Source organism: Maribacter sp. (genome assembly GCF_039974175.1).
Classification (GTDB): Bacteria; Bacteroidota; Bacteroidia; order Flavobacteriales; family Flavobacteriaceae; genus Maribacter_C.
The window spans coordinates 313,592-327,549 of sequence record NZ_JBDWJN010000013.1 but is presented as its reverse complement, the minus strand read 5'-3'; the positions used below and the strand labels follow the sequence as shown (position 1 = coordinate 327,549).

Below are 13,958 nucleotides of genomic sequence, written 5' to 3'. Positions count from 1 at the left end.
ACTAAGCAACCTCTTCAGCTAAAAACTGAGCTTCGTATAAATTGCTATAATAGCCTCCTGCCTTTAAAAGTTCTTTATGTGTGCCTGTCTCTACAATTTCACCAGCATCCATAACGATAATCTTATCCGCTTTTTTTATAGTCGCTAAACGGTGAGCTATAATGATGGAAGTTCGGCCTTCGGTAATTTTTTCAGTGGCTCGTTGAATAAGCTGTTCAGAGTAGGTATCTACTGAAGAAGTCGCTTCATCTAAAATCAATATGCTTGGGTTACTGACATACGCTCTTAGAAAGGCAATCAACTGTCGCTGCCCACTTGAAAGCATACTACCCCGTTCTTTTACATTGTATTCATATCCGTTCGGAAGACTTGATATAAATTCATCTACCCCGATCTGTTTGGCAGCTTGCACAATCATTTCAAGGGTCACCGATTCATCTTTTAAACTGATGTTGTTCGCTATGGTATCGGCAAATAGAAAAACATCTTGAAGGACAACTGCAATATGCTTCCGCAACGATGCCAGGGCGTATTCTTGGATATCAATACCGTCGACCAGAATAGCCCCCGAATTTATTTCATAAAATCGATTCAGCAAATTGATAATTGTTGATTTACCAGCTCCCGTGGCCCCAACTATGGCTATCGTTTCACCGGCTTGCACATCAAATGAAACTCCATGAAGCACCTCTTCGTCTTCCAGGTACCCAAAACGTACATCAGAAAATCTGATACGACCGGCTATATCGTCTTTAATAAGGGTACCAACATCTTGAATATTGCTTTGGGTATCTAATATTTTAAAAACACGATTGGCTGCGACCATTCCCATTTGAAGGGTATTGAACTTGTCAGCTATTTGACGTAAGGGCCTGAACAACATATCAATAAGGAGAATAAATGCGAAGATGGTTCCGAATTCTTCCTGTGCAAGGCCAGATACATTTTGCAGTCCCCCATACCACACGATCAGTCCTACTCCAATCGACGAAACAATTTCAGCAATAGGGAAAAAGATGGAGTTATACCATACGGTTTTCAACCAAGCATTTTGGTGTTTTTCATTGATATCACGAAACTTTGCACTTTCAATCTTTTCTCTAGTGAATAGTTGAACGATCTTCATTCCGGTAATCCGTTCTTGCACAAAAGAATTCAAATTTGAAACTTGAGCTCGCACCTCAATAAAAGCAACCTTCATGGCTTTTTGAAAGAGACGTGTTGCATAAAGAATTATGGGTAGTATGGCAAAAACGATCAAGGCAAGTTTCCAATTAATAATCAGCATTACCCCCGCAGCCACCAACATTTTCAGCAAGTCGGCAACAATTACGAAAAAACCTTGACTAAAAATCTCACCTATACGTTGCATATCGGCAACCGCCCTGGTAACCAAAACACCAAGTGAAGAATTGTCAAAATACTTCATGCGAAACCCCAACATATGCTTGAAAAGGTTAATGCGAATATCTTTGATGACCGATTCACCCAACCAATTCGCATAGTAGTTAAACAGCAATTGGCAAACAACTTGAGCAAAAAGAACCGCGAGCATCGCTAAGGTCAACCAGAGCAGTTTTTCCTCATTGCTTTTCCGAATCGCATCATCGATGATCTCACGCAAAAGCAAAGGTGTTAAAATTGCAAATCCTGATATTAAGATTGCGGCTAAAGCGACACCATAAAAGGTTAGCTTATACGGACGCGTATGAACCAACAAACGTTTGAACAAACGTTTATCAAATGCTTTGCCTGAATCTTTATCCATGTTTTGTGGTGATGGTATTGGGATAGTAAATACGGGTCAAATATAATCCTTTTGCCGGTACCGAGTACCCCGCTTCGCTTCTGTCTTTACTATTTATGATTGATTTAACATCAGCTACAGTCGACTTTCCAGTTCCTACATCCAAAAGGGTTCCGACAATTGCCCGTACCATATTTCTGAGAAATCGATTGGCACTTATGCTAAAAACCAAAAGGTCTCCTTGCTGCTTCCAATGCGCTTTGGTAACATCACACAAATACGTATGTACATCGGTATTCGATTTGGAGAAGCACTCAAAATCTTTGTTTGCTAAAAGCAAGGCCGCGGCCTCGTTCATCTTTTGAATTGCCAAGGGATGTTTCACATAATGCGCCGCATCGATATAAAAGGGATTCTTCTGCTGAGTCACCCAATATTCGTAGGAGCGTTCGCTGGCATCAAATCTAGCATGTGCCTTAGCTGAGACTTCAAAAATAGCTTGTACCGCTATGTCATCTGGAAGGAAGGAATTTAGTCGGTAAACCAAATCTATTGTATTATCAATTTTGCCGACTTCAAAATGGGCGAACATTTGCTTGGCATGCACCCCCGCATCAGTACGACCGGCCCCTACTAATGAAACCGTAGTTGACAAGAGCGTAGAAAAAGCTTTTTCCAAAAGCTCTTGAACAGTTATAGCGTTCGGCTGATTTTGCCAACCGTGGTAGGCTTTTCCGTAATATGAAAATTGAACAAAATATCTCAATGAAAAGAATCTCTAAAGTTTTACAAAGATAGGTGATGTTTAGGATTTTAAGGTTAGGTGTTTCGTGATCAGAATAAGGTTTCATGATGGGTCGTATAACGCCTTCTGTAAGCATCTTAGTTTCAATTTTTTTATTTCTAATTTCATAGTTCGTATTTTTAATCTCGCAGTTAATTCTTAGTCGTAACTCCTAACCACTAGCCCTTAGAAATTTGACCAAAATCCTCCTTCTCTCCGATACCCATTCGCATATAGATGAAGCCATTTTAAAATATGCCCGTCAAGCCGATGAGATATGGCATGCAGGTGATATAGGCAACTTAGCAGTAACCGATACTTTGGCAAAAATAAAACCGCTACGCGCTGTTTTCGGAAACATTGACAATCATGTCATTCAAAAAGAATTTCCATTAGATAACCGATTTATGTGCGAAGGTGTTGATGTTTTGATGACCCATATTGGAGGATATCCACCAAAATACAACATACGTACACGAAAGGTGGTCAAAGAGAACCCTCCTAAACTTTTTATATGTGGGCATTCGCATATTCTAAAGGTCATGTGGGATAAACCTCTAGGTGTCTTACATATGAACCCGGGGGCTTGTGGTAAACATGGTTTTCATCATGTACGCACAATGTTGCGCTTCGTTATCGACGGGGCCGATATAAAAGATTTGGAGGTAGTTGAGTTAGGGAAAAGATGAATTTAACTGAAACATACAAAAAAGTCTTTCTACCAGCCTTGATATCGCTTTTAATTAGTTGTAATCAAACAAAAGATTCGAAAGACTCACATTGGATAGATCCTATTACGAAGATGGAATTTGTATATATTCCCAAGGGAAAATTTACAATGGGAAGTACTACAGATAATAAAAACCCAGATTCACCTTATACCAAGCCACATGAAGTTCGTTTGGAAAAAGGGTTTTGGATGGGTGTTACAGAAGTAACCCAACAACAGTGGCAAGAAATAATGGGTACTGAAGAAATTCACCCAGATAAACCCTCACCCTTTAGGAACTTACATCAACGCTATCCGGTGGTAAGTGTTTCCTTTTATGATGTTCAAAGCTTTATTGAAAAACTTAATGCAAGGTCAAACGATGTTATATTTAGACTTCCAACGGAAGCGGAATGGGAGTACGCCTGTAAAGCAAAAACAACAACTGCCTATCACTTTGGTGATTCAATATCAGATGAATTAGCCAATTATAATGCCCAAATAAAATTCAAAAAGTCAACATTGGGAAATTTCATAGGACAGCCAACACCGGTAGCAAGCTATGCCCCAAATGCTTGGGGACTATATGACATGCATGGCAACGTATGGGAATGGGTTTCCAATTGGTATGCACCATATTCGGCAGAAAATGAAAAGAATCTTACTGGACCTCCAACTGGTGCTTTAAAAATTATTCGGGGTGGAAGTTGGTATTTTGGAGCTGAAAATGCTCAATCGCATTATAGAAGGACACATGAACCAAATTTATGGGGGTTTTCAATTGGTTTCCGTCTAGTTAGGGAGGAATAAAAAACCCGGGAACAACCCCGGGTTTCACGCACTAATACAACTAAGATGTTAGGTTTAACGCAAGCGATCAACAGATTTTACAAGATCTTCATCCTTCTTTATTGCCCTGTTGGCCAGGACTAAAAAAACGATAGAAAATACAGGAATGAGCATCCCAATACCCTTCTCAGAAACCAAGGTCTCTCCGGATAAGTTTAGCGATCGGTAAACGAAAAATCCTAGTAAAATAAGATTCAATATCATATTCAATCTGTTTGCAACAAATTGATTTTGTCTGTTTTTAAATAAAAAAATAGCAATAACGGCCAAAGCAGCTATGACGTAAAACGCAGTGGCGATCCAAATATGATGTTTGGCAAAAAATTCTTGCCCGTCAGCGTCTAACCAGAGGTAAAGAAAAAACGGTAGCACAGCACCTAAAAGAGCGACGATAAGCAAGTAAATGGTCTGTATTCTCTGAATCATTGTTAATTTTCAATACTCGGAATGCAAAAATACACGTCTTTTTAAAAAATATAGGTGCATTCCTAAAAATAATTTGTAATATTGTTTCGTTATTAGTTACAGCACTTACCAGACGGGATATCTTTCCCCAACCGTACCCAATTAACAATATACTTCTAGATATTTTCCAAAACGTATAATTTATACCATTCTTAATGTTTGAGATTTCAGATTTAAAATCAAAAAAGCTACCTGAGCTTCAGGAAATAGCGAAAGGGCTAAATGTACCCAAGTACAAAACGCAAAAAAAATTAGATTTAGTTTACCAAATTTTAGATGTACAAGCGGCCAACCCTAAAGCTGCTGCTGAAGTTGCCCCTGCTGCAACCGGCACTACAGAAGACAAACCAAGACCGAAGCCTCGTGCTCGCGTGGCAAAGGAGGAAAAAAAGGAAGTAGCAGCTGCGGTTACCGAAAGTAAAACAACGGAAAACGTGGCCAAAGCAGAAACTGAGGAAACTACGCCCAGACCAAGACCACGCCCGCGTCAGCAAAACGGTAACCAAAAAAGAGATCAGCAAAAGAATAGTCAACATAAAAATCAGAATAACCCGCATAAAAAACAACAACACCAACAGCAGAAAGGGAATCACGACAAAAACAACTTCGACAAAGATTTAAAGAATCGATATAAAGAACCTGAATTCGAATTCGATAGCATTATAGAGAGCGAAGGGGTACTTGACATCATGCAAGACGGCTATGGCTTCTTGCGTTCTTCAGATTACAATTATTTGTCTTCTCCTGATGATATTTACGTTTCCCAATCTCAGATTCGTTTGTTCGGATTGAAAACAGGTGATACGGTTTTAGGAAATGTTCGCCCACCAAAAGAGGGTGAAAAATATTTTCCCCTTATTAAGGTGAACAAAATCAACGGTATCGACCCGCAGATCGTTCGTGATCGTGTTTCTTTTGAGCATTTGACCCCTTTATTTCCTGAAGAAAAATTTAATTTGGCAGAACGCCAAAGTACGATTTCAACACGAATCATCGATTTGTTCTCCCCTATCGGTAAAGGGCAAAGAGGTATGATCGTATCGCAGCCAAAAACAGGTAAGACGATGTTGTTGAAAGATATTGCCAATGGTATAGCGGCGAATCATCCTGAAGTATATCAAATTATTCTTTTAATAGATGAACGCCCTGAAGAAGTTACCGACATGCAGCGTAACGTTCAAGGCGAGGTTGTTGCCTCTACTTTTGATAAGGAAGCCACTGAACATGTACGCGTAGCAAATATTGTACTTGAAAAAGCAAAACGGTTGGTAGAATGTGGACATGATGTGGTTATCCTATTAGACTCGATCACCAGATTGGCCAGGGCCTATAATACTGTTCAACCTGCCTCGGGTAAGGTATTGAGTGGTGGTGTTGATGCCAATGCCTTACATAAGCCAAAACGTTTCTTTGGTGCTGCTCGAAATATTGAGGGCGGCGGATCTTTATCTATTATCGCTACCGCCTTAACGGATACTGGTTCAAAAATGGACGAGGTGATCTTTGAAGAATTCAAAGGTACAGGTAATATGGAGCTTCAATTAGATCGTAAGATATCGAACCGAAGAATATTCCCGGCAATCGATCTTACCTCTTCCAGTACACGTAGAGATGATTTGTTATTGGACAAAGACATCATTCAACGTATGTGGATCATGCGAAAGTATCTCGCAGATATGAACCCCGTAGAGGCCATGGAATTCATTGAACAGCGTTTCAAGCAAACCAAGAATAACGAAGAATTCTTAATGACGATGAATCAATAACCGCTACCGCGGAATATTCCAAAAAACAAATCCCAAATTCCAAGGTTTAAAGTGCTTTGGTTTTTGGGATTTTTTATACCCTATTCACTCACAAACCGTTATTATTTTGCTTTTTTTTTCGATTCCTTATATTTTAAAATATCTTTAGGGTAGCAAAAGTATGTCTTCCCCCTAGTTTTTGCGTAAACAACAACCATTAAAATATCTATGTCATGACAAACCTTAAAAGAAAGTGGTTTCCACTTAGCCTTGTATTCCTTTCCATTTTTGCTTTATCAAGCTGTGTTCAAAAAGACAAACCCAAAGATCAAAAGCCAGTAGAAGCTCCAGATCAAATTGTTACCGTGCAGGAGGCAAAACAGATGTATGATACTTACGAAAGACGTCGCGTACCTCTAATTCAACGCTATGAGGATTCCATTGATAGAAGGGGCTATGACGATAAGATGCAGCAGCAAAAAATAGAAAACAAAACCAATGAGGCCGAATCGGCTGCAGCTGCCGCCCAAAAACGGTTTGATGTAACACGTTATGTTTACTATGAGTATGATACCATTAAAAAATATATGGCGTATATAGAGGCAGAAGCAGAAAAAGCAGGTGTAAAGATATCGACCTTACGATTTTACCTTTCAAACTATCCGGAGCAAGATTTGTTTCCTAAAGACACTGCGGCAAGAGTAAGGCAGAACTCTGTATTCATTACTCCTACAATTAAAAAAGGGGATAGAGATTATGCCTATTTTGGTCAGGAAAGCACCGAAGGCGAACTAAAAATGATTTTGTTAGATGATGATTTCAAGCGAAGTAAAATACAATTAACAAGCAGTTTGTACGACAAGGATAAAAAGTCTTTTGCTTCTTTTTTACCTGAAATCGCTACTTCGAAGACCAATTTGGCTCCAATGTTTTTTGATGATAAGAGCTATACAATGAATAGAGGAGGTGGTATTCCACCACCCTATAATTAAAAAAGTCAATATCAATAGATAACTTCATAAAAATAGAAGTGTTTGAGTTTCTAAAAGAGAACTACTTTTTAGTTTTTTACGGTATTACTTTCGTAGTTTCCCTTGTTCATTATCCAAAATACTTTGATACGGTCCTGAGGTATTTTCCCATACTTCTTGCGTACACATTTTTATGCGAACTTTTGGGGGTAATGGTGAGAGACTATGAAACCTTTCAAATCATTTATGGGCAAGAATTTTCAAATTACAATGCGCTCATTTATAACATTTTTGATTTTATTTTTTATTTATACTTTTTCTATGTTTTTTGGAAAACAAATTCCAATTCAAATAGTAGGGAGTTCATAAAATACGGAGGGGTTTTATTTGTAGTTGCCAGCATTGTAAATCCTTTTTTTCAAGACCTCCGGATTCTTCCCCAGTCTTACGCAGTTTTGATAGGTTCATTGGTTTTAATTGGAAGCATTTTGTTTTATTTTTTCGAACTGCATAAGAAGAAAGTGAAACTTAAAAATCATAGAAATTTGTTATTTTGGATAAGTATTGGATTATTACTTTTTTACTCAGCTTATCCTTTCCTCATTTCAAATTGGATTTGGGATGCAACGACTTATGAAGAATACAACTTAAGAGAAATTCATTTGGCCTTAATTGGATTGATGTACATATGTTTTTTGATAGGCTTCTTTAGAATGCGTCGAATGAAACCGATTCAAGAAGAAGAGAACTGAAACAATTTTTCTCTTCTTTAAATCGTTTTTGGTATTTTAGGTCACAATGAGTCAAGTCATTCTGGATTTTTTAAAAACCAATTACTTTTTCCTTTTATACTTCGCGGTATTGGTGATAGCTCTTGTGCGTTACGAGCGGTATTTCGATAGTGTATTGAAATATTTTCCCATCTTTATCGGGTACACCATCCTGACCGAGGCGCTAGGTTACTTGATTGCAAATTTTGAAGATTTTCAAATCAATTATTCTGAGGAATACCCCTATGCTAATAACGCTTTTTTTAACATCTATGATTGGGTTTTCTTTTTCTACTTCTACACTATTTTCTACAAAGCAATCAAAGTCAGAAATCTCAAGACACCGATTAAATATGGTGCGTTTGTATATGTAATCGCAACGGCCATCAATCCATTTTTTGAAAACTGGATTATCTTCCCGCAGACCTATGCATTGGCAGTTGGGTCGGCAGTGTTGATCATGGCTATTCTACTCTATCTTATAGATTCTAAATACAGAATAGAACAAAACAACCTTCCCCTAGTATGGATTGGTATTGGTCTTTTGATTTTCAATTTGTTCTTCCCCATAATTATGCTAATAGCACGGCATGACCCAGAATTTTATCAGGAGTTCTATCTACGGCAAGTACATTATGTGCTTATAGTGGTCATGTATGCGTGCTTTATTATGGGTTTTCTACAAATGAAGGGCAATTTTTCGTTTGAAGACACTTGATAAAAAATTCCTGAACAAAAAATGCCCTAACTCTCGTTAGGGCATTTAAATATTTTAGCAATGGTAAATTTACATAGCAGCAATATGCTTTGCCAATTTACTCTTTAAGTTGGCCGCCTTGTTGGAATGAATAACATTGCGTTTCGCCAAACGGTCGATCATACTTACAACACTCGGTAACAAAGCCTCAGCATCTTTTTTCTTCTCTTCAGAACGCAACTTCTTCAATGCGCTACGCATTGTTTTATGCTGATACCTGTTACGAAGACGTACGGCTTCGTTTCTTCTGATTCTTTTTAATGCTGACTTGTGATTTGCCATCTTCTATTTCTTAAATTATAATTTTTTAATATCCTTCTTCGCCAATCCCACTCGAACTTTTGTAGCCCGTAGGGGAATCGAACCCCTGTTACCAGGATGAAAACCTGGCGTCCTAACCCCTAGACGAACGGGCCGTTAAACCAATTCAGAATTCTCAAATTGAATTTTGAATTAACCAAGTAGCCCGTAGGGGAATCGAACCCCTGTTACCAGGATGAAAACCTGGCGTCCTAACCCCTAGACGAACGGGCCATGATGTCAAACCTCTACACTATTGCTTTGAAAATATTATAAAGGCGGGTGCAAAAATACAATTATTTTTAACTATCACAACACCCAGATATAATTTCTTTACATCTTTTAATATGCTTTGGCAAAAAGTACACGATGTGATGAAGGTTTTCCCGTCACCATGCAGCTTCCTGCCTCTTCGCGAACATCAATAGGAATGCATCGTATCGTCGCTTTGGTCTCCTCTTTTATACGATCTTCAGTTTCGATAGTTCCATCCCAATGGGCTGCTATAAATCCTCCTTTTTCCTCTAATACTTTCTTGAATTCTTCATAGGAAGTTACCGGAGTAATATGTTCTTCTCTGTAATCAAAAGCTTTTTGATAAATGTTCTTTTGAATATCCTCCATCAAAAATTCAATTTTAGCAACGACCTCATCTGTAGCAACGGTTTCTTTTTCAAGTGTATCTCTACGTGCAATTTCGTAGGTGCCATTCTGCAAATCACGTTGCCCAATTGCCAAACGTACGGGCACGCCTTTCAATTCGTATTCATTGAATTTAAAGCCTGGTTTGTGAGTATCGCGATTATCAAATTTTACCGAAATACCTTTGGCACGTAACTCTTTTACCAGCGGCTTCACTTTTTCAGAAATTACATCCAACTGATCTAAGCCTTTGTAAATGGGCACAATAACCACTTGAATAGGTGCCAATTTAGGAGGAAGTACGAGTCCGTTATCGTCGCTATGCGTCATCACCAAGGCTCCCATCAATCTTGTGGAAACTCCCCAAGAAGTGGCCCAAACATGTTCTTTTTGCCCCTCTTTGTTAGCGAATTTCACATCAAAGGCTTTTGCAAAATTTTGCCCTAAAAAGTGTGATGTACCCGCTTGCAATGCCTTTCCGTCTTGCATCAAGGCTTCGATGCAATAGGTCTCAACGGCTCCTGCAAAGCGTTCGCTCTCCGTTTTTATTCCTCGAATTACAGGTACCGCCATGTGATTTTCAGCAAACTCCGCATATACGTGCATCATCTGTTCTGCTTCTTCTATAGCCTCCTTTTCGGTAGCATGAGCCGTATGCCCTTCTTGCCACAAAAACTCTGAGGTACGCAGAAAAAGACGTGTGCGCATTTCCCAGCGTACGACATTTGCCCATTGATTGATCAGCAGCGGCAAATCACGATAAGACTGAATCCATCTCCTGTAGGTATCCCAAATTATGGTTTCTGAAGTTGGCCTTACGATCAGCTCCTCTTCTAATTTAGCCTCAGGATCAACGATGATGCCACTTCCATCTTCTGCATTTTTCAGCCTATAATGCGTAACTACGGCACATTCCTTTGCAAAACCTTCAACATGACTTGCCTCCTTGCTCAAATATGATTTCGGAATGAATAGTGGGAAATAGGCATTTTCGTGACCTGTTTCCTTGAACATCTTGTCCAAACCTGCTTGCATTTTTTCCCAAATGGCAAAGCCGTATGGTTTGATCACCATACATCCTCGAACTCCCGAATTTTCGGCTAAATCAGCCTTTACAACGAGTTCATTGTACCATTTGGAATAATCTTCCTTTCTTGTCGTTAAATTTTTACCCATTTCTTAAGTTTGGCACAAATATTGTGTTAATGTTTGTCATAAATAGTTGGTAAAACTAACTATTTTTATAATGTTCAACAATTTAAATTACAACGATGATACAATCCCTACACCTCCAAAAATTTCGCACTGCGGCCTTATTCGCTGTGGTCGGTCTTCTAGTTGTTTCCTGTGGCTCATACCAACAAGCGTCTTATTATGATAATGATGGTATTTACGGATCTAACGAAACCCGTGTTTCTGTAGATAGGGCTCCGCGTCAGCAGGCTCAAAAAGTGCAGAAGAAAGGTGACAATACGTACTCCGAGTACTTTGGGCAGAAAGCCGATCAGTATGGTGAAATTTTAGAGGGCGAAATCTTTACAGATGTCGATTCATACTCTAGTGGTGTAGAAAATGATAGTATTTCCGAAGTTGATCTCAGTCAGTATTACACCTCCGACAACGACTATGCCGGAAATGGCGGATGGGGTGATAACCCGACTAGCGTTAACATCAACATCTACGACAATGGATGGAACAACTGGGGCTGGGGTGGCGCTGGATTTGGATGGGGATGGAACGATCCTTGGCTATGGAATAACGGCTGGGGTTACGGCGGCTATGGATGGGGCTGGAATCGTTGGAACCGATGGAATAGATGGGGCTGGGGAGGCTGGAATAACTGGGGCTGGGCTGGCTACGGTGGCTGGGGCTGGAACAACTGGGGCTGGGGCAATAATTGGGGCTATGGCAACAGAGGTTGGGGCTACGGCAACAGAGGTTATGCCTATAACTCTTCACGACGAGGTTACTACAACAATAACAGACCGCTAACACGTACAAATTCAAGTAGTGCGTTCAGAGGTAGATCAAACTTAAATACCTCTAGAAGCGCGACAGCATCTCGCTATAGAAGCAGTAGAACTACTGGAAGGTCAAGTGCAAGAAGTACTACCAACAGAAGTATCAGAAGCAATAGAAGTGGTATCGCTTCAAGACGATCAGTCGGGGTAAATCAAAATCGTTCGTACAGAACGAGCAGAAGCACCAGAGCAACTCCTCGATACAACAGCTCTTCAAGAAGCAATCAATACTACAGAAGTAGTACGCCTCGTACAAGCGGTTATCAAAGAGGTACGGCCAACACCCGAAGTACAACACGATCTTCAATACCGCGAACCTCTACTTACAGGAGTTCTGGTAGTAGAACCAGAAGCAGTGGCTCGTACAGCAGAAGCTCTAGAAGCAACCAGTCATACAGAAGTTCAGCTCCGAGAAGTAGCAGTTACCGTTCTTCTGGCCGTAGTTCGGGCTCAAGAAGCAGTGGCAGCTACAGAAGTTCAGGTAGCAGCTCTAGAAGTTCAGGCAGCTATAGAAGTTCTGGCGGTTCCTCAAGATCTTCTGGAGGAGCTAGATCTTCAGGTGGTGGTAGATCTTCAAGCAGAGGAAGACAATAAGCCCTAATCAATCAGGTACAGTTTAAAACTAAAAAAATGAAAAGAAACTTAACTTTCATCGTGCTATTGGTATGTTCAATCGCTAGTGCTCAAAACATTACCGATGCCCTCCGTTATAGTTCAGAAAACCTACAAGGAACGGCTCGCTTTCAAGGATTGGGTGGTGCCTTTGGTGCCCTGGGTGGTGATTTGTCTGCCTTGAATATCAACCCCGCAGGATCTGCCGTATTCAACAACAATCTGGGAACCGTTTCCGGAACGGTTTACAATCGAGACAATGCAATCAGTTATAACGGGAATCTTACAGCCAGCTCGCCAAATTATGCTGAAATTAATCAAGCCGGTGCTGTTTTGGTTTTCAAAAGTACCAACAAAGACGCAGGATGGAGCAAGGTGGCCCTAGCATTCAACTATGATATCACTGAAAACTTTGATGACAACATATATGCCTCAGGAACGTCTGCAGAGGGAATTGACAACTACTTTTTGAACTTTGCTCAAGGGGTACCTTTTGGGGATATTTTACTTCAAGAAGGAGAATTTATAGAAGATGCCTATCTAGATATCGGGGCAAGCCAAGGTTTTGGAGATCAGCAAGCGTTCTTAGGATACTTTGGCGGTCTGATCGATCCAGCGGTTAATGAAAACGATAACACGGCTTATATCAGTAATGCTGGCTATACCAACGTGAATCAAGAATTTTCAAGAATTACCTCGGGTTATAATAGCAAGTTCACCCTGAATCTTGCCTCAGAGTATAACGACCGATTATATGTAGGGGCATCGCTTAATTTCCACAGCATTCTCTATAACCAATACGATGAGTTTACAGAGACAGGATACAATGCCGATTCTGAAATTCAACGCACAACTTTTGACAATAGATTATTTACGCAGGGCGCAGGGTTTTCACTTAACGTGGGGGCTATAGCCAAACTGAGCGACTTCGTTCGTGTTGGTGGCAGCTATCAATCGCCAACATGGTATCGCTTGGAAGATGAGCTTTCCCAGCGCATTTCATCTGATTTGGCAGATGACAATATTAATTTCATAAATTTTGATCGTATCAATATTTTTCCAACCTACAGAATAAAAACACCTGCAAAGCTTACGGGAAGCTTGGCGCTAATATTCGGAAAAAACGGATTATTGAGCTTTGACTATGGATACCAAGATATGTCAAAAGCAGAATTGAGTCCGACAAGTGATGCCAATTTCGCCGCCGTTAATACAGATATCGCCAACGAACTTGGGGCGGTCAGTTCATTTCGCTTAGGAGGAGAATATCGCATTGAAAGATTTAGTCTTAGAGCAGGATATCGCTTTGAAGAGAGTCCGTATGAAAACGCAAACACCATAGGCGATTTGGAAGGAATCTCTGGTGGAATTGGGTATAACTTCGGTAGCAGCCGATTAGATTTAGCCCTAAATCGAACGGAACGCGATGTAGCGCAAAGTTTGTTTGATACGGGCATAAATACCCCAGCCTTGGTCAATGGTGTTTCTATGAACGGTACCTTAAGTTATACCATTAATTTTTAATTGCCTACTGATGGCGGATTAGCGAAGGTTGCTATAACGATAAAACAAAAAAGATAACTGCG

The 13,958-nt window shown here is 40.0% G+C and carries 12 protein-coding genes and 2 tRNA genes; 7 read left to right on the top strand and 7 right to left on the bottom strand.

All coding sequences use genetic code 11. The features are described from left to right. Position 1: 1 nt before the first annotated feature. A complete protein-coding gene (locus tag ABJN95_RS18800; RefSeq protein WP_348372718.1) occupies positions 2-1,768 on the bottom strand; it encodes an ABC transporter ATP-binding protein in 1,767 nt (588 codons plus the stop codon). Then, on the bottom strand, positions 1,761-2,513 hold the full coding sequence (gene truA, locus ABJN95_RS18795; protein WP_348372717.1) for a tRNA pseudouridine(38-40) synthase TruA: 753 nt from the start codon (positions 2,511-2,513) through the stop codon (positions 1,761-1,763). Before truA ends, ABJN95_RS18800 begins: the two co-directional genes overlap by 8 nt. 212 nt (positions 2,514-2,725) lie before the next feature. On the opposite strand from truA, the gene ABJN95_RS18790 reads away from it, so the two are divergent. Both ABJN95_RS18790 and ABJN95_RS18785 read left to right on the top strand, forming a co-directional pair. Beyond that, entirely contained in the window at positions 2,726-3,220 is a 495-nt protein-coding gene (locus tag ABJN95_RS18790) for a metallophosphoesterase family protein (protein ID WP_348372716.1), read from the top strand. Further along, complete coding sequence (locus ABJN95_RS18785; protein WP_348372714.1) at positions 3,217-4,050, top strand: formylglycine-generating enzyme family protein; 834 nt, start codon at positions 3,217-3,219, stop codon at positions 4,048-4,050. Before ABJN95_RS18790 ends, ABJN95_RS18785 begins: the two co-directional genes overlap by 4 nt. Positions 4,051-4,104: 54 nt before the next feature. Here the strand turns inward: ABJN95_RS18785 and ABJN95_RS18780 are convergent, their stop codons facing one another. Beyond that, positions 4,105-4,515, bottom strand: coding sequence for a DUF4293 domain-containing protein (locus ABJN95_RS18780; RefSeq protein WP_348372712.1), 411 nt, complete (start codon positions 4,513-4,515; stop codon positions 4,105-4,107). Positions 4,516-4,709: 194 nt separating this feature from the next. Between ABJN95_RS18780 and rho the strand changes: the two genes are divergently transcribed. The 3 genes from rho to ABJN95_RS18765 all read left to right on the top strand — a co-directional run bounded on the left by rho (position 4,710) and on the right by ABJN95_RS18765 (position 8,758). After that, on the top strand, positions 4,710-6,320 hold the full coding sequence (rho, locus tag ABJN95_RS18775; RefSeq protein WP_348372711.1) for a transcription termination factor Rho: 1,611 nt from the start codon (positions 4,710-4,712) through the stop codon (positions 6,318-6,320). Positions 6,321-6,532: 212 nt separating this feature from the next. Further along, on the top strand, positions 6,533-7,291 hold the full coding sequence (locus tag ABJN95_RS18770; RefSeq protein WP_348372709.1) for a hypothetical protein: 759 nt from the start codon (positions 6,533-6,535) through the stop codon (positions 7,289-7,291). Between the two features lie 777 nt (positions 7,292-8,068). Beyond that, on the top strand, positions 8,069-8,758 hold the full coding sequence (locus tag ABJN95_RS18765) for a hypothetical protein (protein WP_348372708.1): 690 nt from the start codon (positions 8,069-8,071) through the stop codon (positions 8,756-8,758). A 69-nt stretch (positions 8,759-8,827) separates the two neighbouring features. On the opposite strand, the gene rpsT is transcribed toward ABJN95_RS18765, so the two are convergent. The 4 genes from rpsT to proS all read right to left on the bottom strand — a co-directional run bounded on the left by rpsT (position 8,828) and on the right by proS (position 10,915). Beyond that, on the bottom strand, positions 8,828-9,079 hold the full coding sequence (gene rpsT, locus ABJN95_RS18760; RefSeq protein WP_348372707.1) for a 30S ribosomal protein S20: 252 nt from the start codon (positions 9,077-9,079) through the stop codon (positions 8,828-8,830). Between the two features lie 62 nt (positions 9,080-9,141). Beyond that, positions 9,142-9,213: transfer RNA gene (locus tag ABJN95_RS18755), tRNA-Glu, on the bottom strand. Between the two features lie 46 nt (positions 9,214-9,259). Beyond that, positions 9,260-9,331, bottom strand: a tRNA-Glu gene (locus tag ABJN95_RS18750). Between the two features lie 108 nt (positions 9,332-9,439). After that, positions 9,440-10,915 (bottom strand): proline--tRNA ligase, encoded by a 1,476-nt coding sequence (gene proS / locus ABJN95_RS18745; RefSeq protein ID WP_348372705.1) that lies wholly within the window; start codon positions 10,913-10,915, stop codon positions 9,440-9,442. Between the two features lie 95 nt (positions 10,916-11,010). On the opposite strand from proS, the gene ABJN95_RS18740 reads away from it, so the two are divergent. Beyond that, positions 11,011-12,354, top strand: coding sequence for a hypothetical protein (locus ABJN95_RS18740; RefSeq protein ID WP_348372703.1), 1,344 nt, complete (start codon positions 11,011-11,013; stop codon positions 12,352-12,354). A 36-nt stretch (positions 12,355-12,390) separates the two neighbouring features. After that, the gene (locus ABJN95_RS18735; RefSeq protein ID WP_348372702.1) at positions 12,391-13,896 is read left to right on the top strand and encodes an outer membrane protein transport protein; all 1,506 of its coding nucleotides are present in this window, start codon (positions 12,391-12,393) and stop codon (positions 13,894-13,896) included. Positions 13,897-13,958 lie beyond the last annotated feature (62 nt).

What these genes read in the sequence shown, in the direction of transcription:
- ABJN95_RS18780 (WP_348372712.1), bottom strand. Translation starts at nt 4,515, where the DNA reads ATGATTCAGAGAATACAGACCATTTACTTGCTTATCGTCGCTCTTTTA.
- rpsT (WP_348372707.1), bottom strand. Translation starts at nt 9,079, where the DNA reads ATGGCAAATCACAAGTCAGCATTAAAAAGAATCAGAAGAAACGAAGCC.
- ABJN95_RS18800 (WP_348372718.1), bottom strand. Translation starts at nt 1,768, where the DNA reads ATGGATAAAGATTCAGGCAAAGCATTTGATAAACGTTTGTTCAAACGT.
- ABJN95_RS18765 (WP_348372708.1), top strand. Translation starts at nt 8,069, where the DNA reads ATGAGTCAAGTCATTCTGGATTTTTTAAAAACCAATTACTTTTTCCTT.
- ABJN95_RS18785 (WP_348372714.1), top strand. Translation starts at nt 3,217, where the DNA reads ATGAATTTAACTGAAACATACAAAAAAGTCTTTCTACCAGCCTTGATA.
- proS (WP_348372705.1), bottom strand. Translation starts at nt 10,915, where the DNA reads ATGGGTAAAAATTTAACGACAAGAAAGGAAGATTATTCCAAATGGTAC.
- rho (WP_348372711.1), top strand. Translation starts at nt 4,710, where the DNA reads ATGTTTGAGATTTCAGATTTAAAATCAAAAAAGCTACCTGAGCTTCAG.
- ABJN95_RS18740 (WP_348372703.1), top strand. Translation starts at nt 11,011, where the DNA reads ATGATACAATCCCTACACCTCCAAAAATTTCGCACTGCGGCCTTATTC.
- ABJN95_RS18735 (WP_348372702.1), top strand. Translation starts at nt 12,391, where the DNA reads ATGAAAAGAAACTTAACTTTCATCGTGCTATTGGTATGTTCAATCGCT.
- ABJN95_RS18770 (WP_348372709.1), top strand. Translation starts at nt 6,533, where the DNA reads ATGACAAACCTTAAAAGAAAGTGGTTTCCACTTAGCCTTGTATTCCTT.